The organism is Nocardia lasii (assembly GCF_042658545.1).
GTDB classification, from domain to species: Bacteria; Actinomycetota; Actinomycetes; order Mycobacteriales; family Mycobacteriaceae; genus Nocardia; species Nocardia lasii.
In genome coordinates this window covers 23300-48672 of sequence record NZ_JBHSQN010000003.1, presented here as the reverse complement: position 1 = coordinate 48672, position 25373 = coordinate 23300, and the positions used below count along the sequence as shown (strand labels likewise).

Genomic DNA, 25373 nt, shown 5'->3' with positions numbered 1-25373 from the left:
CCACGTCGCTCGGACAATCGTCGGATATGCGATGTTCGTAGCGATCTCGCGCGGACGTGGGTACCGCTCTGACCACTTTCGACCCATGTGGCCGGTGCCGTGTACCGGATGTCGGAATCGTCACGTCGGGAGTCCCCGCCGATGTCGCGGGCCCGCCGGTTAGGCTTGCCTGTATGACGGTTCATCCCGACGATCCGGCGCCGAACCCGCACGCCACGCAGGCACAGGTCGAAGCAGCGCTCAAGGACACCAAGCTCGCCCAGGTTCTCTATCACGACTGGGAGGCCGAGACCTACGACGACAAATGGTCGATCTCCTACGACGAGCGCTGTATCGCGTATGCCCGCGGCCGGTTCGACCTGGCCGTCGGACCCGCCCCGCTGCCGTACGAGCGCGCGCTCGAGCTCGGCTGCGGCACGGGCTTCTTCCTGCTCAACCTGATGCAGGGCGGGATCGCCGAGTCCGGGTCGGTCACCGACCTCTCGCCCGGCATGGTCAAGGTCGCGCTGCGCAACGCCGAACACCTGGGCCTGGACGTCGACGGTCGCGTCGCCGACGCCGAGACCATTCCCTACGACGACGACACCTTCGATCTGGTCTGCGGCCACGCCGTGCTGCACCACATCCCCGACGTGGAGCTGGCGCTCAAGGAGTGCCTGCGCGTGCTCAAGCCAGGCGGACGATTCGTGTTCGCCGGTGAGCCGACCACCATCGGCAACATCTACGCCCGCCGCCTCGGCCAGGCCACCTGGAAGGTGACCACCGAGGTCACCAAGCTGCCGTTCCTGTCGGGCTGGCGTCGTCCGCAGACCGAACTCGACGAGTCCTCGCGCGCCGCCGCCCTCGAGGCCGTCGTCGACCTGCACACCTTCGACCCCGACGATCTCGAGAAGATGGCGAAGTCGGCCGGCGCCGTGGACGTGAAGGCCACCACCGAGGAACTCGCCGCCGCCCTGTGGGGCTGGCCGGTGCGCACCTTCGAGGCCGCGGTCCCCGAGGAGAAGCTGACCGTCGGCTACCGCATGGCCCAGTACCGCGCCTGGCTCGGCCTGAGCTGGCTCGACGAGAACGTGCTGCGCAAGGTCGTGCCGCGCGAGTTCTTCTACAACGCGATGATCACCGGCGTGAAGCCGGGCGCGGCGCAGAAGTAGGTGGGCTACCGCTTCGGCCGCGACGACGTCGCCTACCTCGCCGGTGCGGCCGGTCGCGCCGCGCTGGCCGAGGTCGACCGGCTGGAGCTGACGCCCGCGACGCACCTGCGCGATATCGAGCAGGTGCGTCGCGCGCACGGTGATCGCACGGCCGCGCTGATCGAGACCGTGCGGTTGCGGCGCAAGGCCGCGGTGAAGTTGCCCGGCGCCGCCGAGTGGTTGTTCACCGACGACGCCCTGCAACAGGCGACGCCCGCGCTGGTCGCCCGCCACCGGGCCGCCCGGTTGGCCGGGCGCGCGGTGCACGACGTGACCTGTTCGATCGGCGCCGAGCTGGCGGAGTTGGTCGAGGTCTGTCCGGCTGTCATCGGTAGCGATCTCGATGATGTGCGGCTCGCCATGGGGGCACACAATCTCAGCGTGGCCGCGCGGCATCCGGTGGAACTCGACGGCGATATCGGCGCACGGCTGTCCGTCGCCGGGCAGAACATCGTGCTGGCCAAGGCGGATGCACTCACCCCCACCACCCGCGACACCGTGATCATCGCCGACCCCGCCCGGCGCGCCGACGGTCGCCGCACCTACGACCCGGCGAAACTCCAACCCCCGCTGCCGGATCTGCTGGCCGCCTACGCGGGTCGCGATATCGCCGTGAAGTCCGCTCCCGGACTGGATTTCGACCAGTTGGGGTGGGACGGAGAGGTCGAGATCGTCTCCCTCGACGGTGCCGTCCGCGAAGCCTGCCTCTGGTCGCCCGGTCTCACCGAGGACGGCATCACCCGCCGTGCCACCGTCCTCGATTCCCGTGGCGGCACAACGACTCTCACCGACGCCGCCCCCGACGACATCCCCGACCTTCCGCCCGGCGACTGGATCATCGACCCCGACGGCGCGGTCGTCCGCGCGGGCCTGGTGCGCCACTACGCCGCGAAACATGGCCTGTGGCAACTGGATCCGCGCATCGCCTACCTCACCGGCGACACCGTGCCTGTCGGCATGCGTGGTTTCCGCATCGAAGATCGCTTCGAACTCCGCGAGAAGACCCTGCGCCAGGAACTGGCCCGCCGCGACTGCGGGGCGTTGGAGATCCTCGTGCGTGGCGTGGACGTGGACCCCGACGCGCTACGCAAGAAGCTCAAGCTGCGCGGCTCGACCCCGTACACCCTCGTGCTCACCCGGATCGGCCGCGCCGGGGTCGTGTTCCTGTGCCGAGCGGTCGCCCCCACCCGCTGACGGTCCCCGCGCTTAGTCTGAAGACCGGTCGCAGACGAAAGGTGCCCACGATGACGGACGCGTCAGAATTCCCCCACGGAATCGGCAAAGTAGCCACCCGCGAGCTGGCGGCCCACGGCTACACCACCTACGCCCACCTCACGACGGTCACCGCGAAACACCTCCTCGCCATCCACGGCGTAGGCCCCAAGTCGATCCGCATCCTCGGCGAGGAACTGGCCGCGCGCGGACTCGCGTTCGCCGACCTGGACAAGTGATCACCACGCTCTCCTGTCCGCCTCGCCCGGCTATTCGCGCCACCAGAGCGTGCTGACCAACCGACCAGGTCGGCTCAGCCCATTTTCTTGAGGATGCGTTGGATGGTGAGCCAGGTGCGGGTGGTGATGTCTTTGCCGTATTGCTTTTCCAGCCAGGCCATGAAGTCGGGGGTTTTGCCTGTCGAGTTGTCGACGATGGCCAGGACGGCGCGGGCGTCGCGGTCGATGCCGACGACTCGGGCCAGGGGGTCGTCGAAGTCGGGGATCTCGGTGGGGGCCTCGGTGGCTTTGAAGAAGGTCGCGATGAGGTAGGTGCCTCGGCCGTGGGTCAGGCCGGGGAAGGGGTCGGCGTCGACCAGGGCTCGGAGCTCTTCGCGCGAACGGATGATGGTGCCGCCGGGAATGCCGAGCTCGGCGTTGAGCGCCTGCTGGATCCGGTCCTCCAGCGCGGGAACATCTGTCTCGGGTGCCGAGAACACGATATTGCCACTGGCCACCACCGACCCCACATCGGTGAACCCGAGTCCGGAGAACACCCCGCGCAACTTGTCGTTGGTCATCTGCGGATTGGACGGCGCGATCCCCCGCAGCAGAGCCGCATAGCTGGTCATGCCTGTGACCGTACCCACTGCCACCGACACGGGTCGTGACGGTGACAGCGGGTTCCGGTTATGGCTGGGACGCCGCCTGTTTCTTGCGTTCGATGTCGGCGAGGGCGGCGGCGTAGGCGGCGCGTTGGTCGGCGGCGGAGTCCCAGGCGACCTTGCGGTTCTTGACGACCTTGGCGGGGGCGCCGACGGCGATGCTGTAGTCGGGGACGTCGCCGCGGACCACCGCGTGGGCGCCCAGGACGCAGCCGCGGCCGACGCGGGTGTCGCGCAGGACGGTGACCTTGGCGGCGATCCAGGTGTCGGGGCCGATGCGCACGGGGCTCTTCACGATGCCCTGGTCCTTGATCGGCATGGTGATGTCGTCCATGCGGTGGTCGAAGTCGCAGATGTAGCACCAGTCGGCGACCAGGGTGGATTCGCCGATCTCGATGTCGAGGTAGGTGTTGACCACGTTGTCCTTGCCGAACACGACCTTGTCGCCGATGCGCAGCGAACCCTCGTGGCAGCGCAGGGCGTTGCCGTCGCCGATGTGCACCCAGCGGCCGATCTCCATGCGCGCGAACTCCGGCGTCGCGTGGATCTCCACATTGCGGCCGAGGAAGACCATGCCGCGCAGCACGATATGCGGATTGGCCAGCCGGAACTTGGCGAGACGGTAGTAACGCACCAGGTACCAGGGGGTGTAGGCGCGGTTGGCGAGCACCCAGCGCAGCGAGTCCCTGGTCAGGAACCGGGCCTGCTGCGGATCGCGGCGGCGCGCTCCGCGCCAGCGCGCGCTCAGCGGCGCGCCCCACATGCTCGTCACGAACTACTCTCCCTCGGCCGCGGACGGTGATCGTCGGGTCGGCCCCGGCGATTCGGTCATCGGGTACACAGAGTACTTTCGCAGGGCACACTTACCGAGCCATACCCCGAGGAAACAGGGAGATCAGCAGGTGCGAACCCGAACTCGCGTCGTCGCCTCACTCGCTGCCGCCGGAGTGGTGGCGCTGGCCGGGTGCGGCACCGACGTGGACGACATCACCGTCGGCGCCGGAAAGGGTTGGCCCGCACCGCATCACGACGCCACCAACGCCGGCACCAGCCCCGTGACGGGCGCGGAGGCGATGTCGTTGAGCTGGTCGCGTCCGGTGGGCGGCCCGATCGCCCAACCGTTGACGATCGGCGCCGAGGGCCAGATGTTCGTCACCACGAGCACCGGCAACTGCGCGATCTTCTCCTTCCAGATGCGCACCGGCCGCAAACGCTTCTGCAACCCGCTGGGCCCCTCGACGATCGAGGCGCCGACCGTGCTCGACGGAGTGAGCAACGTCTACGTCGGCGACGACGGCGCGGTGAACTCGTTCAACTACCTCGGTCAGCCGCGCTGGCGCACTCCCGTGGCGGGCGTGCCGGTGGCGATCCAGTTCACCGGCGACGGCAATGTGCTCACCGTGACCCAGTCCGGCCAGGTCGACGTGCTCAGCCGCCAGACCGGCGCGCGCGTGGTGTCGACCCTGCAACTGCTCGGCGAGCCCGACTTCCTGAAGTACCCCGGCCTCACCCGCCCCGCCTCCGGTGACGGCCTCGACGACTGCCGCACCGGCGGCCCCCGCTGCGCCGTCGCCAACACCAGCGCCGTCGACCCCTCGACCGGCCGGTTCTTCGTGACCGTGTGGGAGCCGGGCAAGCCCGCCGCGGCCCTGCGCGCGATGCGCTACGCCGACGGCACCGTGACCCAGCTATGGAGCGCGGAGATCCTCACCGGCGGCAGCGCCACCAGCCCCGCCCTGTCCGCCGACGGCGACACCGTCTACATCGGCGACAACAGCAAGCGCCTGATCGCCCTGGACACCGCCGACGGCACCACCCGCTGGGTCCAGCCGTTGAACTGGACGCCCACCGGCGGCATCTCCGTCGCGGGCGAGTTGATCATCCCCGCCGGTGACGAGGGCTACCTGAGCGCCCTGCGCGACAAGGGCGACACGGTCGAAATCGCCTGGGAGCGCAAGGATCTCGCCCTTCGCGGCACCCCCGCCCAGGCCGCGGGCGAGGTCGGCTACACCGTCGCCGCGATCGGCGCGGGCCTGAACCTGATCACCTTCGACACCGCCACCGGCAAAACCGTCGACTCCGACCCCCTGCCCGAGGCCACCGGCACCACCACCGGCACCTCGATCGGCCCCGAAGGCGAAGTCGTCGTCGCAACCCGCCTCGGCGAGATCTTCGCCTTCACCCCGGACCGGTAGGCGGCGGCCGGAACACGGCTACCTCGATCGGCCCCGAAGGCGAAGTCGTCGTGGCCGGCCTCGGTGAGACCTTCGGCGTCGCGTCGGACCATTAGGTGTCGGCCCGGCGCGGGCACTTCGATCGGCGGCGATGGCGAAGTCGTCATGACCCGCCTCGGCGATCTCTCCGCTCCGGGCTAGTAAGTGCTGGCCCGATCGGCGAAGCGGGGCGCGAGTTCGGTGGCGAGGTGTTGGGGGAACGAGATTCGGGTCGGGTCGCCGTCGGCGGTGTAGCGCTGGTCGGGGTTGGCGGCGAGCCAGTCGAGCCAGTGGGCCGAGTCGAAGGGGACCTCGCCGAGACCTGATCGGATGCGGGGGATGCCGCCGGGGTCTACGGCGCCGAACGGTGACGGGGCGGGGTCGGCACCGACGAGCATGACGGCGTCGAAGGCGTAGGAGGTGCCGTCCCAGTGTCCGGCGGCGGCCATGGCGTGATCGCGGGGGTAGATGCCCAGCGGTAATGCCATGGTGCGCACCGTGATTCCGGGCACCGCTGCGGTCACCGCGCGGATGTTCTGGACCAGTTGGCGCTGCACACCCTCGGGATCCAAGCTCGCCAGGTTGGCGTGATCGGCTGTGTGCGAGCCGATTTCGTGACCGTGGGCAGCCAGCCACGGCAGGGCGCGCGGGTCGCCGAAGGGCTCGTTGTTGACGTAGAAGGTGGCCACGGGCCCGAAATCGGGGTAGCGGGACCCGAATTCGGCGAGGATGCCCGCCGCGCAGTCGGGCGCGACCGCACCGGTCTCGGTGAAGCGGAGCTGGCTCGCGGTGGAGTCGTCGAAGGTGAGGACCACGGGATGCGTGCCCGCGGGCAGGTCGATCGCGCCGGCGATGTACTGCGCGGCGGTGACCGGTCGGTAGCCCTCGTGGTAGAGCCGTTCGAGTTCGTCGCGGAATTCGGCGGGCGTCTGGTCGTATTCGCCGACCGGGTTCGCGGTGATCTGGTGATACATCAGCACCGGCACGAAACCCAGTTCGTTGGCGCCGATCTCGGCCGGATTCGGGGGCGCGGTCGTGGTGGGGGCGGGTGCCGGTTGCGTGGCCGCGATCGGTGCGGTCTCGGTGGCGCAGGCGGTGAGGATCGCGGCGAGCGCGAGTCCCGTGCAGAGTCGGACCATCGTGTTCGCGCCGCCGATCATCAGGCCGATGGTACGGCGCGGCAACGGGTTCGAGTCGATCTTGTCGAAAGTCGGACAGCCGTCGCGGTCGCTGCGCCATAGTGGGCGGGACGACGTAGTGGAAGTTGGTGTGGGCGTTGGTTGTGCGACTCCGGTCGGGTGGGCGACGGGTGGCGTTCACCGCCCTCGGTGCCCTGTTCGCGCTACTGCTGGTGGCGGGGTTCACCCTCAATCGGTCCGCGACCCACCCGGTCGCCGACACCACGCCACCGACCTTGCAGGTGGCGCCGGTGAATCCGGTTGGCTCCTACCGTGATTCGGTCGTGGTGCGCGGGACGGCCGTCGACGCCGTGCGGATCGCCATCGGATCGCAGGAGGTCGTACCGGCCGCGGACGGCGCGTTCGAGCTGACGGTGCCGTGGGCTCCGGCCTTCGAGGTCGTCGCGGTGGACGCGGCGGGCAATCGGGCCAGCAGCATCGCCGTCACCGCGATCGCGCTGCCGCGAATGCGCGCCGTGCACGTCACCGCTCTCGCCTGGTCGCACGAGGGTCTGCGCGAATCGATCCTCGACCTGGCCCGGGAGGGCCGCATCGACACCGTGCAGCTCGACATCAAGGACGAGGACGGCGTCGTCGGCTACGACTCGCAGGTCCCTCTCGCCCGCGAATCCGGCGCGGCCACAACGATTTACGATGCTCGCGCCGCCCTCGGGCAGTTGCACGACATGGGATTGCAGGTGGTCGGCCGCATCGTCGCCTTCCGTGACCCCACCCTCGCCGACTGGGCCTGGCACCACGGTCGCCCCGACTGGGTCGTCCGGAGCCCGTCCGGGCGCCCCTATTCCAGCCACTACGGCGCGATCGCCTTCACCAACTTCGCCGAACCCGCTGTGCGGCAATACAATATCGATCTCGCGGTCGAAGCCGCGCAGCTCGGCTTCGACGGCGTCATGTACGACTACGTCCGCCGCCCGGACGGCAGCCTGACCAGCATGAACTTCCCCGGCCTCACCACCACCCCCGGCAACGCCATCGCCGCGTTCCTCGCCCAGAGCCGCTACCCCGTGCACGCGGCCGGTGCCCATGTGAGCGCCGCGGTCTACGGCATCGCCTCCACCCGCCCCGACGAGATCGCCCAGGACATCCCGCTCATGGCCCGCAGCGTCGACTTCGTCGCCCCGATGATCTACCCGTCGCACTGGGGTCCGGGCGAGTACGGCGTGGCCGACCCGAACCGTCAGCCCTACGACATCGTGTTGCGCTCACTGCGCGACTTCACCGCCGCCACCGCGGGCACCGGGGCCGAGGTCGCGCCGTGGCTACAGGACTTCAGCCTGGGCGTCACCTACGGCGACGCCGAACTGCGCGCCCAGATCGACGCCACCAGGGACGCGGGCATCGACAGCTTCTTCCTCTGGAACGCCGCCACCCGCTACCACGCCGGTGGGCTCCAGCCCGCCTGAGTCACTGGACCCAGGCGAGCGCGTCGTCCTCCGCGTCCAGGGGGAAGACCCGCACCTCGGCCGGTATCAGGAACCGCATCAGGTGCACGGCCTCGCCCAGGGCCCGATGGTCGGTGACCAGCGCGATCCGCCCCCACATGTCCCTCGGCACCCGCACCAACTCCAGATCCTCGGCCATCGCCCGCAACGAGTACCCGTCGAAGTCGGCGCCGAGCACGTACACCAGGTTGATCGGCTGTTCGTGCTCGACGGCCTTGCGGATCGCCGGGTCGAGCACGCTGGTGTAGTCCTCGGCGGTCACCGTCCCGCTGGCCCGGAACCCGATGGTCGCGACGGGCAGATCGGCAATCGGCTGTAGCGGCATCGGCTCTCCTCGCATCGACGGCAGTGGTCCAGACCCTAGAGGCGAACCGAGCCCCGCGCGTCACCCGTCCGGGATGAACCGCGCCGCAGTAGCGTGACGTATGGCCACACGCGGAGGTTCGCTGGTCCGTCCGGCGGTGCAGGGCGCGGTCGTCTCGCTGGTCGCCTCGGCGGTGAAAGCGGCGAGCGAACCGCCGCTCCAGCGGTTCTTCGAGAGCCGATTTCCGCCGACGCCCGCCCAGAAGGACCTGGTCGGCGCGGACCCGAGCGGCCACCCGGAGAACATGCCGCCCGCGGTGATCGCGGAGAAGATCGCCGAGACCGGCTTCGGCACCACCCTCGACACCCACCAGAAGATCGCGATCCAACACGGCATCCACTACGGCTTCGGCATGGTGTTGGGGGCGGCCTACGGGCTCGCCACGCAGCGTCACCCGGGCTTGAACCGCGGCGCGGGCATCCCCGCGGGCCTGGCGCTCTACGGCCTCACCCACGCCTCGCTGCTGCCCCTGCTCGGCGTCCAACCGCCGTTGTGGCGGATGCCGCTGTCCGCGGTCTGCTGGGAGGCGACCAGTCACGCCGTCTTCGGCGCCACGATGACGCTGGGTCTTCGCCTGCTCCGGCGCTGATCAGCCCTTGATGCAGATCGCGGCGATCCGCCAGAAGTCGGCCGAGGGCATCGCCTGGATGTTCCAGTCGTCGATCTGCTGACGCGCGGTCTCGACGATCATGTCGATGTCGAAATCGTCCTGGGTCGCCGCGCCGGTGGACTCCACCCGCTCGATGACGAACCGGGTGGCCGCGGCGCGTGGATCATGATGACCACCCGCGCGGCCGCGAGCGAGAATCGACCATGGCTGGTTCATGTCGAAGGCCTCCGCTGGGATTCATATATCGGGGTTTTGCCTGCCCCAAAAATCCTATGGGCGGTGCGCGGCGGACCTGTTGTATTGGGAAACACGAAATCGGCCCCGGTGTTGTGCGTTCAACAATAACGGACAAAACGGACATCGAAAACGGTCAGGACGGCCCTGAACTCACTCCGGCGAGATCGCCAGACTGGGAAACGCGTTGATCGCCTGCAACGCGGCCACGATCTCGGCCAGCCGGGTCGGATTGCTCAACGAGATGCCGAGCTGCTCCTCGAGCTTGCGGATGCGATAGCGCACGGTGTTCTCGTGGCAGTACAGCGCGTTCGCCGCCACCGAGGCCGAACCGTCCGCGTCCAGCCAGGCGTTCGCGGTGGCGAGATGGGTGCTGCGTTCGCTGTCGGGCAGGACCAGGATCTTGCCGAGGACCCGCCACACGAACAGCCGGGTCGAGTCGAGGTTGCCGACCACCAGATCACTGATCGCGGTATCGGTGACCTGGTTCATCCCCACCGACCCCGACGGCATCGTCTCGAGCGCCGTCCGGGCGAAGCGGGCCGCCCGTGGCGTCTTGTCGAGCCGCTCGAACTCGGGGCTCACCCCGACCCGCGCGGTGGTCGCGCCGGCGACCACCGCCAGGATCTCGCCGACCGACTGCCGGTGGCCCCGGTAGATGATGCCGACCTCGCGGTCGGGTTGTGAGCGCCAGGCCGACGCGGTGCCCCGCCTGCGCAGTAGATCCTCGAGGTGGACACCGGGCTTGTCGACGATGGGCTTGGCCTCCGCCGCGACGACGAGGAAACTGCCCTCGAACGGCAGGCCGAGGGTCTGCGCGATCTCCCAGGCCGTCTGCTGATCGCCCGCGGCGCCATCGAGCAGGGCCGCGACCAGCGCGGAGCGGCGTCGATCCTCGGCCACCATCCGAGTCGCCATCTCGTCGCGATAGGCATCGGTGACGGCCGTGCTCATCTCGTCGTTGATCTTCCACAGATCCGCGGCGGCACTGAGCAGGGCCTCGGTCTCGCGATGACCCGCCGCCCGCGCGAGGTCGACCAGCCGTTGCCACAGCAGGGAGAACCCCAGGTGATAGGCCCGCAGCAGCTCCGGCAGCGGGATTCCCATCGCGGCGCGCTCGCGCGCGGATTGCAGGGCGGCCGAAAGATCGAGCGGCACATCGAATTGGAGCCGATCCAGGGTGCGCAGACTGTTCTTGCGCAGGGTCGCGGCGAGGACCTCGCGCGGCACGGCCCGGTAGAGGGCGATCTGTTCCTGGGTGTGGGTGGCCAGTTCGTCGACGTAGTCGTCGAGTTGCTCGCGCAACGCCGCCGCTAGTCCGACGACGACGGGATCGGGTTCAGGACCGGGCACCCGCTGAATCTACCCCCAGCGGACCGGCTGGGTCGGCGCTACTTCGGATCGCGTTCGGGCAGGGGACGCTCGTCGATGACCGGACGACCGAGACCGGTGCGCACACGACGCTTGGCGACGGTGTAGATCTGGGCGGTCTCGGCGGCCACCACGTCCCAGGCGAAGTCGGCGGTGAGCCGTTCGCGGGCGGTGTAGGCGCGGTCCTGGGCGGTGGCGGGGTCGTCGAGGACGGCGCGGGCGGCGTCGACGAGGCCGTCGATATCGGCGGGTTCGAAGGAGGCGCCGGTGACGCCGTCGATCACCGCCTCGCCCAAACCGCCTGCGGTGGAAGCGATCAGTGGCACACCGGCGGCGGCGGCCTCGAGCGCGACGATGCCGAAGGGTTCGTAGCGACTCGGCAGCACGATGGCGTCGGCGCCGTGCAGCCAGCCGAGCAGTTCGTCGTGGCCGAGGCTGCCGACGAAGTTCACCGCGCGCGCGACCCGGTGCACGCGGGCGCGTTCGCGCAGCCACTCGAACTGGGTGCCGATCCCGGCGACGGTCAGCGTGGTGCCGGGGTGGGCGCGGCGGATGCGGGGCAGCGCGGCGATCGCGTCCTGCACGCCCTTCTCGTATTCGAGCCTGCCCACGTAGAGCAGTCGCGGCGGGCCCGAGCGGGGGGCGCGGGCGCGGAACGTCCAGGAGGCGACGTCGATGCCGTTGCGGATCACCGTGATCGGGGCCAGTTCGGGTCCGTAGAGCCGTTCGACCTCGTCCTGCATCGACGTCGAGCAGGTGATGATCTGGTCGGACTCGTTGGTCAGCCACCACTCCACCGAGTGGACCTGCTTGTTGACCCGACCCGACACCCACCCGCTGTGGCGTCCGGCCTCGGTGGCGTGGATGGTCGAGACCAGCGGCACGTCGTAGAACTCGGCGAGCATGATCGAGGGGTGCGCGACGAGCCAGTCGTGCGCGTGCACCACATCCGGCGTCCAGCCCTCACCGACGCCGGGCTTGCCCAGTGCCACCCCGGCGCGGACCATGGCGTGCCCCATCGCCAGGGTCCAGGCGAGCATGTCCTCGCCGAAGTCGAAGCACGGCGGATCCTCGGCCACCGCGACGACGAGCACGCCGTCGGCGATGTAGGAGTGCGTGGGATGGGTGACCGAATCGGTGCCCGTCGGCCGCCGCGCCAGCACCACGACCTCGTGCCCGGCCGCGGCCAGCTCCACGGCCAGGTGATGGACATGGCGACCCAGCCCGCCGACCACGACCGGCGGGTACTCCCACGACACCATCAAAATCTTCATGCGAATCCTTTACGGGGCGGCCGCCGGGACAGCGGTCGGCAACCGCCGCGCGTCCAGCCCGGGGAAGAATCCGTCGGCCGTGTTCCATCCTGCCGCGAGACGTCGCGCTTTGGCGAACTGTCCGGCGCCGATCGCCTCCGCGAGCTCGCGCACGGCGTGGGCGTGTTGGTGGGCCCGATCGCGGGCGTAACCGGCGGCGGAGTCCTTGCTGACCATGAACGCCCAGTCGCTGGACACCGTGAGAATCGCCTCACGCAGCAACTGGTCGGCGACCGGGTCGCGCAGCGCGTCGTCGCGGCGGACCTTGTCGAGGGTGTCCAGGGCCAGTTGCACGACCTCGGCGTTGAGCTCGACGAGGTCGGCGACCTGGTCGCCCGCCCACACCCGCCAGTCCTTGCCCGAACCCCACGAGGAGTCGTTGAGCTGCACGGGTTCGCCCACGAACCCGCCCGCGCGGGCATCGGCGAGGGTGCCGACGGTGACGCCCGCCTCGGGCAGCGCGCGCAGGACCTGCTCGAGCCACTGCGGGCCCTCGTGCCACCAGTGGCCGAACAGTTCGGTGTCGAAGGCGGCCACCACGAGCGCGGGTCGACCGATGCGCGCGGACTCCTCGAGGAGCCGGGCGCGCACGGTCTCGACGAAGTCGGCGACGTCGCGGGTCACCTGCTCGGCGGCCAGTGCGGGATCGTAAGGGGCCTTGTCAGGTCCGGCGACGGTTTTGCCGGTCACCCGCGCGGGCTTGAGGCCGGTCGCGTGGTCGTAATGGTGGAAATCGCGGTAGGCGCTCTGGCCCGGATAGCCCTGTTTGGGCGACCAGACCCGGTAGCTCACGGCCAGGTCGCGGCCGAAGGCGAGCACGTCGGACTCGCGCACCGGCCTGCCCAGGGAGGTGTCGCCGCGCAGGGACGGACCGTCGACCATGAAGTGGGTGATCCCGGCGGCGGCGTAGTTGCGCTCCATGCCGGGGGTGTAACCGCATTCGGGGGCCCAGATGCCGGTGGGGGTCGAGCCCCAGCGTTGGCGCGCGTCGGCCAGGCCCTCGGTGAGCTGGAACTGGCGCAGGCGCGCGTCGAGCAGCGGCTGGAAGGGGTGGGCCAGCGGGCCGCCGAGCAGTTCGATCGCGTCGGCGTCGATCAGCGAACGCCACACCGGCGAACCGCCGTGGCGCCAGTCCCGCTCGAATTCGGTCAGGGCCGTCGCGGCGAGCCGATGTTCGTGACGGCCGAGCGCGACATTGCCCGCCATCGACGCCTCGTCGGCGCGCAACTGCCAGTTGCCCAGCCAGTGGTGCATGCCCGCCAGGCAGTGCGGATCGTCGAGCTGCGCGGCCAGCACGGGCGTGATGCCCAGGCTCAGCAGATGCGAACGCCCTTCGGCCGCAAGGGTTTTCAGCACCTCGACCAGCGGCAGATACGAGGCCGCCCAGGACTGGTAGAGCCATTCCTCGCCGACCGGCCAGCGCCCGTGATGGGCCAGCCAGGGCAGGTGGGAGTGCAGGACCAGGGTGAACTGGCCCGGCACGGCGGAGCGCGAATCGGTCAACGCGGTGCCTTGTCGGCGATCGCGACCAGGTCGAGGCTCGCGTCGATCTCGCCGGCGCGCAGCTCGAAATCGTCGATGGTCACGGCCGCGACATCGGCGGTCAGCTCGGCGGGCCACGGCTGTCCGGCCAGCGCGCGCTCGATCTGCGCGTCGATGAACGACCCACCGTGCTTGGCGTCCAAGGCTTGCAGGCTCGCGCCGTGATGCACGCCCAGCATCTCCGAGACGGTGAAACCGGCCTCGACCAGCAGTTCGGTCAGTTCGGCGGCATTGAGTTCGCGGGTGTGGAAGGGGTTGAGCGGGGTGTCGCGACCGGGGGAGAAGGTGATCCGGTTCGGGGTGCTGATCAGCAGCTGTCCGCCGGGGCGCAGCACGCGCAGGCATTCGCGCAGGAACTGACCCTGGTCCCAAAGGTGTTCGATCACTTGGAAATTCACCACGATGTCGACGGATTCGTCGGCCAGCGGCAGCGCGGCGAGGTTGCCCTGGATCATCTCCACGCGGGGATAGCGGGCGCGCACGTGCGCGACGGCGCCGTCGTCGTAGTCCACGCCGGTGACACGCCGGGCGACGCCGGCGATCATGTCGGCGCCGTAGCCCTCGCCCGAACCGGCCTCGAGCACGTCCTTGTCGGTGCAGCGGTCCAGCAGTCGGGCGTAGGCGATCTCGTGGCGCCGGAACCAGTAGTTCTCCTCGGCGATGCCGGGCACGGTCCGCTCGCCGGTCAACGGCAGTGGTTCATGTGGGGCGGCCACCGGTGCGGCAGGGATCACAGCCTCGCTCATTGCTCCGAGGTTACTGGTACCGCCGGTTCGGGCGGGACCCAGGGACCTCTTGCGCAAGTAGGTTACCCACGAGTAACTTAGCGTAGGGTAGTCTTCCGAACTGAGCTACAAATCTCACCCGGACGTACGGCGCAGCTCGTGCGGCCCCACCACATACGTGTCCCCAGAAGGAGGTCGGCGAAGACCGATGCCGAACATCGTCGTACTCATCAAGCAGGTCCCCGATACCTGGTCCGAGCGCAAGCTGTCCGATGGTGACTACACCCTCGATCGCGAAGCCGCCGACGCCGTGCTCGACGAGATCAACGAGCGCGCCGTCGAGGAAGCGCTGCTGATCAAGGAGGCTCAGGGCGGCGAGGTCACCGTGCTGGCCGCCGGTCCCGACCGCGCCACCGAGGCCATCCGCAAGGCGCTGTCCATGGGCGCCGACAAGGCCATCCACATCAACGATCCGGCGATCCACGGCTCCGACGCCGTGCAGACCGCCTACGTGCTCGCCGCCGCGCTCGGCCAGGTCGAGGGCGTCGAGCTGGTCATCGCCGGTAACGAGGCCACCGACGGTCGCGCCGGTGCCGTGCCCGCGATCATCGCCGAGTACATCGGCATCCCGCAGCTGACCCACCTGCGCAAGCTCACCGTCGACGGCGACAAGATCACCGGCGAGCGCGAGACCGACGAGGGTGTCTTCAAGCTCGAGGCGTCCCTGCCCGCGATCGTCTCGGTCTCCGAGAAGATCAACGAGCCCCGCTTCCCCTCCTTCAAGGGCATCATGGCCGCGAAGAAGAAGGAAGTCCTGGTCTTCACCCTGGCCGACCTGGGCGTCGACCCGGAGACCGTCGGTGTCGCCAACGCGGGCACCCAGGTCACCGCCGCCACCCCCAAGCCGGCTCGCACCGCGGGCGAGAAGATCGCGGACGAGGGCGAGGGCGGCAACCAGATCGCGTCCTACCTCATCGGTCAGAAGATCATCTGATCCGGCGCCGTCCGAGACTTCCAAGGAGAAAGAACAATGGCTGAAGTACTTGTGCTCGTCGAGCACGCCGACGGTGCGGTCAAGAAGGTCACCACCGAACTGCTCACCGCCGCCCGCACCCTGGGCGAGCCCGCCGCCGTCGTCACCGGCCCGGCAGGCACCGCCGACAAGCTGGCCGCCGCGCTGGCCGCCGCAGGCGCCGAGAAGATCTATGTCGCCGAGTCCGACGACATCGAGGGCTACCTGGTCACCCCGAAGGTCGACGTGCTCGCCGGCCTGGCCGAGTCCGCCGCCCCCGCCGCCGTGCTGGTCGCCGCCACCGCCGAGGGCAAGGAGGTGTCGGGCCGCCTCGCCGCGCGCATCGGCTCCGGTCTGCTCGTCGACGTCATCGGCGTCAACGCCGACGGCTCGGCCACCCACTCCATCTTCGGTGGCGCGTTCACCGTCGACGCCAAGGCCACCGGCGACCTGCCGGTGATCTCGGTGCGCCCCGGTTCCATCGAAGCCGCGCCGCAGGCCGGTGCCGGTGAGCTGGTCGCCGTCGAGGTGCCGGCGCAGGAAGACGGCGTCGTCAAGGTCGTCTCGCGTGAGCCGATCGTCGGTGGCGACCGTCCCGAACTGACCGAGGCGGGCGTCGTCGTCTCCGGTGGTCGCGGTGTCGGTTCCGCCGACAACTTCGCGGTCGTCGAGGCGCTGGCCGACTCGCTCGGTGGCGCCGTCGGTGCCTCGCGCGCCGCGGTCGACTCCGGCTACTACCCGGGCCAGTTCCAGGTGGGCCAGACCGGCAAGACCGTCTCCCCCCAGCTCTACATCGCCCTCGGCATCTCCGGCGCCATCCAGCACCGCGCCGGCATGCAGACCTCGAAGACCATCGTCGCTGTCAACAAGGACGAGGAAGCTCCCATCTTCGAGATCGCCGACTACGGCATCGTGGGCGACCTGTTCAACGTCGCCCCCCAGCTGACCGAAGCGGTCAAGGCCCACAAGGGCTGATCACCACCCGCTCGAGCTGACCTCGGCCCGCGAAACCTGGTGCTGCCCAAGCACCAGGCTTCGCGGGCCGTCGGTGTTCGTCGGGCCTATCATGGCGCTATGTTCCTGCCCGGTGTTGAGCGGCCTGACCTGCCCGAATTCATGACGTGGGAGGAATTGGAGCAGCTTCCCGAGGAGATCGCCGATCAGATCGAGTTGTGGGATGGGCGTGTCGTGTGCGACGGGGCCGGGTGAGCATCAGACAGCGACGCGCCGACTGACCAATGAGATCGATCGGTGCGCCCGAGACGACACTTCCACGCACTCCCAACGGTGCTGGCGGGCGAACCTCGAGACGAACGTCTTCTTCGGCCACACAGGAAAATCCGACTTCGTCACCCCGGACTTCCTCGTGCACCGCTGCCTGCCGCCGGGGGCCGATGTGCGAGCCGCCGACACGGTGCTGGTCGGCGAAGTGCTCTCGCCGTCGAACACCCCCGCCCAGGTGGCGGCGAAGAGACTTCGTAGCCGTCGGGGAATTCGGCGTGGGGTCCATTGGTCCTGCCGAAATTCTTCAGCCGGGGCACCGGACTGTCGACCGGATTCCGGCTGGGTGAGCTGAACGGCCGGTTCGGGCGCACGTTGACCGGGCGGGCTGGGGTAGGCAGGGTGGGGTGATGTCGTTGGGACGGTTTCCGGTGGTGTTGCCGGTCGAGGTCGAGGTGACTGTGCGGGCCGTGTTCGGGGCGGCGGGGGAGCGGTGGATCGGGGAGTTGCCGGGGATTGTCGCAGGGTTGGCGGCGCGGTGGGGGTTGCGGGATTTTTCGCCGCCGTTCCGGGGTGGGACGCATGCGTATGTCGCGTTGGCGTTTCGGGGTGACGGGGAGGGTGTGGTGTTGAAGGTGCCGATGGTCGACGGGGAGAACGTTGCGGAGGCGACGGCGCTGTATGCCTACGGTGGGGACGGGGCGGTGCGGTTGCTCGACTTCGATCGGGACAGTGGGGCGCTGTTGCTCGAGTGGGTGCCGGGGGCCGAATTGCTTGCCCAGCCGGGGTTTCCGAGTTCGGAGGGGCGCCCGGAGAATGTTGAGAAGGTGGCGCTCGCGTGTGCGCTCTATCGGCGGTTGCGTCGGCCGATGACGACGGTGCCCCCGGGGTACCCGCCGCTGCCGCTCGCCACCGATCTGGTCGCGGGATTACGCGCACGGCTCGACGACCCGAATTCGCTTCTGGCCGAAGTGCTTTCGGCTCCCCTGCGTGAGGTGGTGAACCGCCGGTGTGCCGAACTGGCGACGCCGGAGGGCCCGTTGCTCATCGTCAATCGCGACACCCACCTCGGCAATATCCTTGCCGCCGAACGGGAACCGTGGTTGCTCATCGACCCAAAGCCCTGCCTCGGCGAGGCCGCCTTCGACGCCGGATTCCTGGTGATGATCCAGGTCCAGTCCACGCCCACCCGCGAGCACGCCGCCACCGTCGTCGCCACGACCGCGACGGCGCTCGCCGTGGACCCCGACCGGGCCCGAGCATGGGCCCTCATCCGCGCCGTCGAGGAGGTGACCTGGGCGATCGAGGACGACGACCCCACCATGCTCGCCCTGCACACCGCAGTCGCCTACGCTCTGGCGGACCTGCCGTTCGCGTGACCCCGTTCGTTGATCGTCGCGGTGCCCCTGCTTTTCGGGGCACCCATTTCCCGCACTGTGAGGTGAATGTGTTTCACACTGGGCGCGACGGTGCGTCGTGCCGGTGGAAGTGAGGGTCGAATGCGGAAATCGGTGGTGGCGGGGATGCTCGTCGCGGCAATGATCGGTGGTGCGGGCGGTGTCGCGTCGGCGGAGCCCGCGCGGAGCGGCAGCTCCGATACCGGAAGCGCGGTCGTCGACGCGGTGCAGGCCGGGGTGATGCTCGCGACGTTCATGGGACACCTGTTGGCATGCAATCTGACCGGTTCCAGCGCCTATCCGTGTACCCCGATCGGTCCCATCGCGGACTCGGGATCGACCGAACTCGGCTCCGCCGACCCCGGGTCGAATTTCGTGCTGCGGTGGCTGCTGTGCGAGGTCGGCGCTGATGTCGGCTCGGCGTACTGTCCGGCCTAGTGAGCGCTCTGGGTCGCCGGGCGGCCGGGCGGGTAGCGTGCACGTTGTGTTGGAAACGGGGGCGAGGTTCGCTGGGTATCGGGTAGAGCGGGTGCTCGGGCGGGGTGGGATGGGGACGGTGTATCTGGCCGAGCATCCCCGGCTGCCGCGCAGTGTCGCGTTGAAGTTGCTCGGTCGCGAGTTCTCCGGTGATCCCGAACTGCAGCGTCGGTTCGAGCGGGAGGCCGATGTTGTTGCGCAGCTGGATCATCCGGGGATCGTGGGGGTGTTCGATCGGGGTAGTGACGACGGGTATCTGTGGATCGCGATGCAGTACATCCGGGGGTCGGACGCGGCCGACTGGGATGCGCGGGCGCACGAACCGGGGGTCACGGCGCGGTTGATCGGGGAGACGGCGGCGGCGTTGGATTACGCCAACCGGCACGGTGTGCTGCACCGCGACGTCAAACCGGGCAACATTCTGATCGCCGACGCCGATCGCGGACTCGAACAGCGCTCGGTACTCACCGATTTCGGCATCGCCCGGGTGACCACCGCCGCCACCCAGCTCACCGCCACCGGCACCTTCACCGCCACCCTGGCCTACGCCTCGCCCGAACAGCTCTCCGGTGAGGTCGTCGACCACCGCAGCGACCAATACTCCCTCGCCTGCACCCTTTTCGCGATGTACGCGGGCCATCCGCCCTTCACCGCCACCAATCCCGGCCAGGTCGTCGCGGCCCATCTGTCGCAACCGGTCCCGCGTCTCAGTGCGATCAGATCGGATCTCCCACCCGCGATCGACAGCGTCATCGCCCGCGCGATGGCCAAGCGACGCGATGAGAGATTCAGCAGCGCAACGGAATTCACCGAGGCGGTGCGAGAGGTGTTGGCAGGCAGACACCTCGCGACTCCGACCGTGTGGCAACCCTGGGCGGACCCCCAGCGACCACCGGTCGGCTCCGGCGAGCACGCCCGGGTCCATCCCGCCCGGCCGCGCTTCGAGTCCGGTGGGCAGTTCCCGCATCCGAACGCGGTGCACCGGCCGGAGTCGGCGTATGCGGCTGCGCGGCCGGGTTTCGGGGTGGCGGTGGCGGATCCGAGATTCGCGCCCGCACCGTTCGCGGGGTACCAGCCCGGACGCCCGCCCTCGCGGGTGACCGCGACGATCGCCGGTATCGGTGCGCTGCTGATCGGTGGCCTCGCACTGGCGATGACGGTTTTCGCGATCTACCTGACTGATCAGGCGAGCGCGGCGGGGCAGAACACGGACGGAAACGCCATCGGCATCGCGATCCTCGGCTGCGGTGGCCTTCTCGCACTCGCCGCCGGAACGCTGATGCTGCGGGGCCGCACCTCGGGCCGCGTGATGACGGTGATCGTGGCCGTTCCCGTCGTGCTGTACGCCATCGGCGCGACCGTGGCAGCCCTGGCTGAGAAGGTCTACGTGGCGGCCGCCCTCGTACCGATCGGCGCCGCGCTGACAATCGCTGTCATCGTGTGCGCGTGCACCGCCTCGACCGGCCGCTGGGTCCGCTACCGCAAGGCATTGCGCGCGAACCGCCGATGATCCGGCCCGCGCTCAGTGGCGTAGCGGGGCGGGAGTTGTCAAAGGTCGGCGGGCAGTATGCGGAAGGCATTCATGCCCGGCGTCAAAGGTTCGATCGCACGGAAGTCACGCTGGTCGAGCGTGAAAATGCTGTTGGTGCGATATTTGTCCGCGAGCGCGACTCCTACCGCATCGGCCAGGTCGAGTCGCAGACCTTCGTATTTCGCTCGAACTGTTTGTGCCGCGTCGAGGTCGACGGGTTTGAGCTCCTCGAGTTTGTACCTGCCGTCGAGCAGACGCCTCATCAGTGCGTCGGTGACCTGCATCGCGGCGTCGAAGCCGAGATCTCGATGTACCAGGCGGTCGAGTTCGGTGAGGACCAGCGGCGAGATCAGCAAAGTCTCCGTCTCCATGACCCGCAGCGACGGCCCATGCTCTGCCTGGCTTCTATCGAAGGCGGCGAACAACGCTGAGGTATCGCTGACAACGATCACCGGCGTGACGACCTGGTCTTGATGTGGTCGTACACGGCGTCGTTCATTTCCTCGGCACTGCGTGATCGACCGCTGTCGAAGATCGGCAACGGGCCGTCGAGCTTCGGTCGATCGGAGGCATCGAGCAGCATGGCGATCCCCCGTCGAATGAGTTCCGCCTTGCTCACCCCGGTCGCGGCGGCTTCGGCGTCGAGCCGGACCTCGATTTCCTCGGTGAGGTACACGGTCGTCTTGATCATGCAATATAGGGTACCACCCGTGACCGGCGCCACAGTGTGTGCGATCAGTGGTGCAGTGCGTCCAGGAGGGTCTGCATGATCGGGTTCTCGCGGGCGTCTTCGCGCAGGACGGCGGAGACGGGGATGCGGAGGCGGTGGTCGGTGAGGTCGAGGGTGAGTAGGCCCTTGGTGGGGCCCTCGTAGAGGATCGTCCAGGATTCGGGGCGGTTGAGCAGTTCCATGGTGGCGGTGTGGTCGGGGGGGATGGGTGGGCCGAAGGTGGGGCCGGTGGGGAGGTCGGCGAAGGCGGTGCGAATGAGGGTGTGGAGCAGGACCTGTTCTTGTTCGGGAGGGAGGAGCAGGGGGTAGGGGGCGAGGTCGGCGAGGGTGACGGCGCCGCGTTCGGCCAGGGGGTGGCTGCTCGAGATGGCGATCACGAGGTCTTCGACCCAGAGTTGTTCGACGGCGAGACCGGGCTGGTCGACGCTGCCGCGGATCAGGGCCAGGTCGCAGTCGCCGTCGGCCACGGCGGTGATCCGCTGGCGGAACGGCTTGATCACGTATTCGATCTCGGCGTCGGGGTGGGCGGCGCGCGCGGTGGCGATGGCCGACAGCGACGGGGCCGCGAAGGACATGTTGGCGGCGAGTCGGATGCGCGGGCCGGTGGTGCGCACGGCCGCGCGGATGGCCGACTCCAGGCTCAGCATCTGCTTGGCGAGCGGGAGCAGGCGCAGGGTGGCGTCGGTGGGTACGACCGCGCGGGTGGTGCGTTCGAACAGTTGCGCGCCGAGGTCACGTTCGAGTCTCGCGATCTGATGGCTGATCGCGGACTGTGAGATGAAGCAGCGGTTGGCGGCGCGGCTGAAACTGAGCTCCTCGCAGACCGCCACGAAGTAGGCCAACTGTCGAAGTTCCACCAGGTACCTCCCATTGATTAGTGATCAAGATAAGAGTCATCTCCAGTATGCGCCCAGGCAGTGGAAACATCTGCGTTCCGCATCGCGTTTACTCATAGGAAAGGACTTACAGCCGATCTGGAACGCGATCTTGGAGCGAGTGATCATGGAACACACAGATGTCGTCATCGTCGGTTCGGGCTTCGGTGGCCTGGCCGCCGCCAAGCAACTGGCCAAGTCACGAGTCGGTGTCGTACTGATCTCGGCCACGCCCGAGCACCTGTTCCAGCCGCTGCTGTACCAGGTGGCGACCGGCGTGCTCGCGCCCGAGGAGATCGCGCCGCCGATCAAGAACGTACTGCGCCGCCACCCCGAGATCGACGTGCGCCTCGGCAAGGTCGTCGGGATCGACGCCGAGGCCGCGGTGCTCACCTACGAGACCGCCGAGGGCCCCCGCCAGATCGCCTACGCCTCGCTGATCGCCGCCACCGGCGCCAGCCAGAGCTACTTCGGCCGCGACGATTTCGCCGAGAAGACCTTCTCGCTCAAGACCATCGACGACGCCGAGCGCCTGCGCGATCAGATCGCCCGGGTGTTCGCCGAGGCCGAGACCGCCGACGAGGCGACCCGGCAGCGGCTGCTCAGCTTCGTGGTGGTCGGCGCGGGCGCGACCGGCGTCGAGGTGGCCGGGCAGATCTCGGAGCTGGCCAGGCGGCACTTCCACCAGAAGGTCTCGGTGACCCTGGTCGAGGGTGCGGGCGCGGTGCTGCCGCCGTTCGGTGGTGGGCTCTCGGAGTACGCGAAGACCTCGCTCACCGACAGCGGTGTGGAGGTGCTGCTGGGCACCTTCGTCACCGATATCGACGGGGGCAAGGTGACGGTCAAGGACAAGGACGGCCTGGAGCGCCGGATCGCCGCCGAGACCGTGGTGTGGTCGGCCGGTGTGCAGGCAGGCGGGTTCGCGACGCTGCTGGCCGAGGCCACCGGCGCCGAGACCGACCGCGCGGGCCGGCTGCTGATCAACCCCGACCTGACCGTCGGTGGGCACGCCGACATCTTCGCCATCGGCGACATGACCTCGCTCAACGGCTACCCCGGCCAGTCGCCGGTGGCCATGCAGGAGGGTCGCCACGCCGCCGACATCATCCGCCGCAAGATCGACGCGGGCACGCCGTTCGTCTACTGGGACAAGGGCAGCATGGCGGTGATCAGCCGGTTCAGCGCGGTGGTCAAGCTCAACGAGCGCGTCACGTTCAAGGGCACCATCGCGTGGGCGATGTGGCTGGCGGTGCACCTGATGTACCTGGTCGGGTTCCGCAACCGGTTCGCGGCGGTCGCGGGGTGGCTGGTGGCGTTCATCGGCACCGCGCGTCCCGGATTCGACGAGGTGGGCGAGTCGACGCCGCGTCCCGCGTTCGAGGCCGAGCCCGTGGTCGAGAAGGCGGTCAGCGACTCGAAGTTCGAGAGCGACGGCCCGGGTCGCCACGCCCAGCGCGAGGCCGAACGCCGCGAGCGCGTGCGGGTCTGACCCGACCCCGAATACCGTCGAACGACCCGCCCACCGTGGCGGGTCGTTCGCGTTTTCGGCCAGAAACCCGCAGGTGGGCGAACGATGGGCGGCCTTTCGGTGAACGTCCGGTGTGACCTCCGTCTCGTTCACCGAACCGGCACGAGCCCGACACTGACGCGTCGCCCCGATGCCAGCTCGGCCTGGCTTCATCAGCGGTATGAACATTTCGTCCGTGTTGACCGCCCCGGCGCCGGACTCCGGGGTGGGGAAGTCGCGGTACTCCTTGGTCGTCGCGTCCGACGCCGAGCACCGCGAGGCCGCGCAGCGCCTGCGCTATCAGGTTTTCGCCGCCGAGCCCGGTTTCCAGCTGCCCGAGAACAGTGCGGGCCTCGACGCCGACCGTTTCGACGAGCACTGTGACCACCTGCTCGTGCGCGACGAGTTCTCCGGCCAGTTCGTCGGCTGCTACCGCATGCTGCCGCCGGACAGGGTCGCCGCGGCGGGCGGGTACTACACCGCCACCGAATTCGACCTCAGCCGCCTGGACCCCACCGGGAACCGGATCGTGGAGATGGGCCGGGCGTGCGTGGTGCCCGATCATCGCAACGGTTCGGTGCTCACCCTCATGTGGGCGGGCATCCTGCACTACATCCAGCTCACCGGCTACGACTGGGTGATGGGGTGCGTGTCGGTGCCGATGCGCGACACCCCGCAGGATCCGGCCGGGGTGAACGTGCGCGGGGTGCGCGATCAGCTGCTCGGGCGGCACGCCTGTGACCCCGAACGCCGTGTGCTGCCGTACAACCCGGTCGTCGTCGACGGGCTCACCCTCGACGAGCTGACCCCGCCGCGTCGCCCGAAGATGCCGCCGCTGCTGCGCGGCTACCTGCGCCTCGGCGCCGAGATCTGCGGCGAACCCGCCCACGATCCCGACTTCGCCGTCGCCGATTTCGTCGCCCTGTTGGGCATGGAAACCATCAATACCCGGTACCTGGAGCGGCTGCAGAGCGCGGCCGCCAATTTCGACGGGAAGTAAACCCATGGTGTTCGACGCGCCGCCCGCCACCGCCACCCACTCGTGGATGCCGTCGAGCCCCTGTGGGCCGGGGTGCATCGAACCCACCGACGAGGTCGGGCCCACCGTCATGGTGGCCCGGCTGGCCGGGATCGCCGGGCTGGTGCTCAGCTTCCCGGTGGTCACCGTGCTCACCCCGAAGGCGCGCCGCGAGCAGGTGCAGCGGCGCTATGCCCGAACGGCGTTGCGCTGCTTGGGAATGCGGTTGCGGGTCATCGACAACCGGGTGCCCGAGCAGCGGTCGGCGGAGGGTTTCGCCGATACCGGCACCCCGGTGATGATCGTGGCCGGTCACATCGGCTGGGCGGACGTGGTGGCGCTGGCGGCCGTGCAGCCGGTCAGTTTCGTGGCGCGCGCCGACATGGTCGAGTGGCCGCTGCTGGGCAAGCTCGCCCGGATGACCCGGGTGATCCCGATCGAGCGGGCGCGGTTGCGTGAGCTGCCGGGTGTGGTCGGGCAGGTGGCGCAGCGGTTGGGCGCCGGTAATCGGATCGTGGTGTTCCCCGAGGGCACCACCTGGTGCGGTCGGGCCTACGGCTCGCTGCGGCCCGCCCTGTTCCAGGCCGCGATCGACACCGCCACGGCGGTCCAGCCGGTGCGTCTTCGTTACCTCGATCGCGACGGAATGCCGTGCACCGTACCGGGTTTCGTCGGCACGGACACGTTCGCCGAGTCCGCGAAGCGGGTGCTGCGCAGTCGGGGCGTGATCGCCGAGATCGTGCTGGAACCGCGCGAACATCCCGGCCTGGATCGGCGGGATCTGGCGCGGCGCTGTGAAACTGCGGTGCGTGGCGCCGACCGTTCCCGGCACGGGGTGGCCGATATCGGGTGGATCGAGGCGGGCAATACCCGCGTGCAGGATCCGTCGGTGGGGGAGCAGGCGCCGGTGCGTCGACCGGCGGGAGCTACCGTCCGGTAACCACGGTGGGAACAGGTTCGGGACGGACCGGATGCCGCGTGTGCGGTGTCCGGTTCGTCTTTTTCGGGATGGGTGCACCCAGGGTCGCGAATCTGAAAACGTCCCGGTCAACCTGTGTGAGCGGGGCTACATAGGTGGTGCGTATATGAGCTGCGCAACATACTGGCCGGTTGCCTATACCCCCATCGTCCGAGGTAAAACCTCTCGATTTCAGGTAGACCGCAATCGGTGGGATATTTGCGGTACCGTTCCGCAAGATTTCTCCGATACTCCCTGAGTAGGCGAAAAGTTGAGCGATCGGCGGCGGTGCGATCGCGTGGGTGATCCGTGGTGAAGGGAACCGATAACGGTGACAGAGCAAGCTCCT

At 69.0% G+C, this 25373-nt stretch carries 27 protein-coding genes; 15 read left to right on the top strand and 12 right to left on the bottom strand.

Annotated elements, in window-relative coordinates; all coding sequences use genetic code 11:
• Positions 1-173 precede the first annotated feature (173 nt).
• Genes ACFP3H_RS08030 through ACFP3H_RS08020 form a run of 3 tightly spaced genes read left to right on the top strand, consistent with a single transcriptional unit; the run spans position 174 to position 2641 of the window.
• A complete protein-coding gene (locus tag ACFP3H_RS08030; RefSeq protein ID WP_378601809.1) occupies positions 174-1151 on the top strand; it encodes a class I SAM-dependent methyltransferase in 978 nt (325 codons plus the stop codon).
• Positions 1152-2384 (top strand): THUMP-like domain-containing protein, encoded by a 1233-nt coding sequence (locus ACFP3H_RS08025; protein ID WP_378601807.1) that lies wholly within the window; start codon positions 1152-1154, stop codon positions 2382-2384.
• A 50-nt stretch (positions 2385-2434) separates the two neighbouring features.
• On the top strand, positions 2435-2641 hold the full coding sequence (locus tag ACFP3H_RS08020; RefSeq protein ID WP_378601804.1) for a helix-hairpin-helix domain-containing protein: 207 nt from the start codon (positions 2435-2437) through the stop codon (positions 2639-2641).
• Between the two features lie 74 nt (positions 2642-2715).
• On the opposite strand, the gene ACFP3H_RS08015 is transcribed toward ACFP3H_RS08020, so the two are convergent.
• On the bottom strand, positions 2716-3252 hold the full coding sequence (locus ACFP3H_RS08015; protein ID WP_378601801.1) for a DUF1697 domain-containing protein: 537 nt from the start codon (positions 3250-3252) through the stop codon (positions 2716-2718).
• A gap of 58 nt (positions 3253-3310) precedes the next feature.
• A complete protein-coding gene (locus ACFP3H_RS08010) occupies positions 3311-4048 on the bottom strand; it encodes an acyltransferase (RefSeq protein ID WP_378602611.1) in 738 nt (245 codons plus the stop codon).
• 139 nt (positions 4049-4187) lie between these two features.
• Here ACFP3H_RS08010 and ACFP3H_RS08005 point away from each other — a divergent pair, with 139 nt between their 5' ends.
• Positions 4188-5480: an outer membrane protein assembly factor BamB family protein gene (locus ACFP3H_RS08005; protein ID WP_378601798.1), complete on the top strand. Its 1293-nt coding sequence runs from the start codon at positions 4188-4190 to the stop codon at positions 5478-5480.
• 176 nt (positions 5481-5656) lie between these two features.
• On the opposite strand, the gene ACFP3H_RS08000 is transcribed toward ACFP3H_RS08005, so the two are convergent.
• Complete coding sequence (locus tag ACFP3H_RS08000) at positions 5657-6658, bottom strand: polysaccharide deacetylase family protein (protein WP_378601795.1); 1002 nt, start codon at positions 6656-6658, stop codon at positions 5657-5659.
• A gap of 149 nt (positions 6659-6807) precedes the next feature.
• Here ACFP3H_RS08000 and ACFP3H_RS07995 point away from each other — a divergent pair, with 149 nt between their 5' ends.
• Positions 6808-8100: a putative glycoside hydrolase gene (locus ACFP3H_RS07995; RefSeq protein ID WP_378601791.1), complete on the top strand. Its 1293-nt coding sequence runs from the start codon at positions 6808-6810 to the stop codon at positions 8098-8100.
• Between the two features lies 1 nt (position 8101).
• Here the strand turns inward: ACFP3H_RS07995 and ACFP3H_RS07990 are convergent, their stop codons facing one another.
• Positions 8102-8464: a SpoIIAA family protein gene (locus ACFP3H_RS07990; RefSeq protein ID WP_378601788.1), complete on the bottom strand. Its 363-nt coding sequence runs from the start codon at positions 8462-8464 to the stop codon at positions 8102-8104.
• A gap of 100 nt (positions 8465-8564) precedes the next feature.
• Here ACFP3H_RS07990 and ACFP3H_RS07985 point away from each other — a divergent pair, with 100 nt between their 5' ends.
• Positions 8565-9092, top strand: a complete 528-nt coding sequence (locus tag ACFP3H_RS07985) for a DUF1440 domain-containing protein (protein ID WP_378601785.1) — start codon at positions 8565-8567, stop codon at positions 9090-9092.
• Here ACFP3H_RS07985 and ACFP3H_RS07980 read toward each other — a convergent pair whose 3' ends face one another.
• The 5 genes from ACFP3H_RS07980 to ACFP3H_RS07960 all read right to left on the bottom strand — a co-directional run bounded on the left by ACFP3H_RS07980 (position 9093) and on the right by ACFP3H_RS07960 (position 14319).
• Positions 9093-9329, bottom strand: coding sequence for a hypothetical protein (locus ACFP3H_RS07980; RefSeq protein WP_378601782.1), 237 nt, complete (start codon positions 9327-9329; stop codon positions 9093-9095).
• Between the two features lie 171 nt (positions 9330-9500).
• Positions 9501-10700 (bottom strand): PucR family transcriptional regulator, encoded by a 1200-nt coding sequence (locus tag ACFP3H_RS07975; protein ID WP_378601779.1) that lies wholly within the window; start codon positions 10698-10700, stop codon positions 9501-9503.
• 38 nt (positions 10701-10738) lie between these two features.
• Entirely contained in the window at positions 10739-11992 is a 1254-nt protein-coding gene (locus tag ACFP3H_RS07970) for a glycosyltransferase family 4 protein (protein WP_378601776.1), read from the bottom strand.
• A 9-nt stretch (positions 11993-12001) separates the two neighbouring features.
• Positions 12002-13534: a 1,4-alpha-glucan branching protein domain-containing protein gene (locus ACFP3H_RS07965; RefSeq protein WP_378601773.1), complete on the bottom strand. Its 1533-nt coding sequence runs from the start codon at positions 13532-13534 to the stop codon at positions 12002-12004.
• A complete protein-coding gene (locus ACFP3H_RS07960; RefSeq protein ID WP_378601770.1) occupies positions 13531-14319 on the bottom strand; it encodes a methyltransferase domain-containing protein in 789 nt (262 codons plus the stop codon). Before ACFP3H_RS07960 ends, ACFP3H_RS07965 begins: the two co-directional genes overlap by 4 nt.
• A 187-nt stretch (positions 14320-14506) precedes the next feature.
• Between ACFP3H_RS07960 and ACFP3H_RS07955 the strand changes: the two genes are divergently transcribed.
• The 6 genes from ACFP3H_RS07955 (at position 14507) to ACFP3H_RS07930 (ending at position 19915) form a co-directional block, all read left to right on the top strand.
• Positions 14507-15292: an electron transfer flavoprotein subunit beta/FixA family protein gene (locus ACFP3H_RS07955; protein ID WP_378601767.1), complete on the top strand. Its 786-nt coding sequence runs from the start codon at positions 14507-14509 to the stop codon at positions 15290-15292.
• Between the two features lie 36 nt (positions 15293-15328).
• Complete coding sequence (locus ACFP3H_RS07950; protein WP_378601764.1) at positions 15329-16285, top strand: electron transfer flavoprotein subunit alpha/FixB family protein; 957 nt, start codon at positions 15329-15331, stop codon at positions 16283-16285.
• A 99-nt stretch (positions 16286-16384) separates the two neighbouring features.
• Complete coding sequence (locus tag ACFP3H_RS07945; protein WP_378601761.1) at positions 16385-16519, top strand: hypothetical protein; 135 nt, start codon at positions 16385-16387, stop codon at positions 16517-16519.
• A gap of 422 nt (positions 16520-16941) precedes the next feature.
• Complete coding sequence (locus ACFP3H_RS07940) at positions 16942-17910, top strand: aminoglycoside phosphotransferase family protein (protein ID WP_378601758.1); 969 nt, start codon at positions 16942-16944, stop codon at positions 17908-17910.
• A gap of 120 nt (positions 17911-18030) precedes the next feature.
• Positions 18031-18366 carry a hypothetical protein gene (locus ACFP3H_RS07935; RefSeq protein ID WP_378601755.1) on the top strand — a complete coding sequence of 112 codons (336 nt, stop codon included), beginning with the start codon at positions 18031-18033 and terminating at the stop codon, positions 18364-18366.
• A gap of 37 nt (positions 18367-18403) precedes the next feature.
• Positions 18404-19915: a serine/threonine-protein kinase gene (locus ACFP3H_RS07930; protein WP_465263752.1), complete on the top strand. Its 1512-nt coding sequence runs from the start codon at positions 18404-18406 to the stop codon at positions 19913-19915.
• Between the two features lie 38 nt (positions 19916-19953).
• Here ACFP3H_RS07930 and ACFP3H_RS07925 read toward each other — a convergent pair whose 3' ends face one another.
• From ACFP3H_RS07925 to ACFP3H_RS07915, 3 genes are read right to left on the bottom strand one after another with little or no spacing between them, the layout of a single operon-like run.
• On the bottom strand, positions 19954-20388 hold the full coding sequence (locus tag ACFP3H_RS07925) for a type II toxin-antitoxin system VapC family toxin (RefSeq protein ID WP_378601750.1): 435 nt from the start codon (positions 20386-20388) through the stop codon (positions 19954-19956).
• Positions 20385-20627 carry a ribbon-helix-helix protein, CopG family gene (locus tag ACFP3H_RS07920; protein WP_378601747.1) on the bottom strand — a complete coding sequence of 81 codons (243 nt, stop codon included), beginning with the start codon at positions 20625-20627 and terminating at the stop codon, positions 20385-20387. Before ACFP3H_RS07920 ends, ACFP3H_RS07925 begins: the two co-directional genes overlap by 4 nt.
• Positions 20628-20671: 44 nt before the next feature.
• Complete coding sequence (locus ACFP3H_RS07915; RefSeq protein WP_378601744.1) at positions 20672-21523, bottom strand: LysR family transcriptional regulator; 852 nt, start codon at positions 21521-21523, stop codon at positions 20672-20674.
• 145 nt (positions 21524-21668) lie between these two features.
• Here ACFP3H_RS07915 and ACFP3H_RS07910 point away from each other — a divergent pair, with 145 nt between their 5' ends.
• The 3 genes from ACFP3H_RS07910 to ACFP3H_RS07900 all read left to right on the top strand — a co-directional run bounded on the left by ACFP3H_RS07910 (position 21669) and on the right by ACFP3H_RS07900 (position 25006).
• Positions 21669-23030 carry an NAD(P)/FAD-dependent oxidoreductase gene (locus tag ACFP3H_RS07910; RefSeq protein WP_378601741.1) on the top strand — a complete coding sequence of 454 codons (1362 nt, stop codon included), beginning with the start codon at positions 21669-21671 and terminating at the stop codon, positions 23028-23030.
• A gap of 199 nt (positions 23031-23229) precedes the next feature.
• The gene (locus ACFP3H_RS07905) at positions 23230-24048 is read left to right on the top strand and encodes a GNAT family N-acetyltransferase (RefSeq protein ID WP_378601738.1); all 819 of its coding nucleotides are present in this window, start codon (positions 23230-23232) and stop codon (positions 24046-24048) included.
• Between the two features lie 4 nt (positions 24049-24052).
• Positions 24053-25006: a lysophospholipid acyltransferase family protein gene (locus ACFP3H_RS07900; protein ID WP_378601736.1), complete on the top strand. Its 954-nt coding sequence runs from the start codon at positions 24053-24055 to the stop codon at positions 25004-25006.
• The last annotated feature ends 367 nt before the right edge of the window (positions 25007-25373 follow it).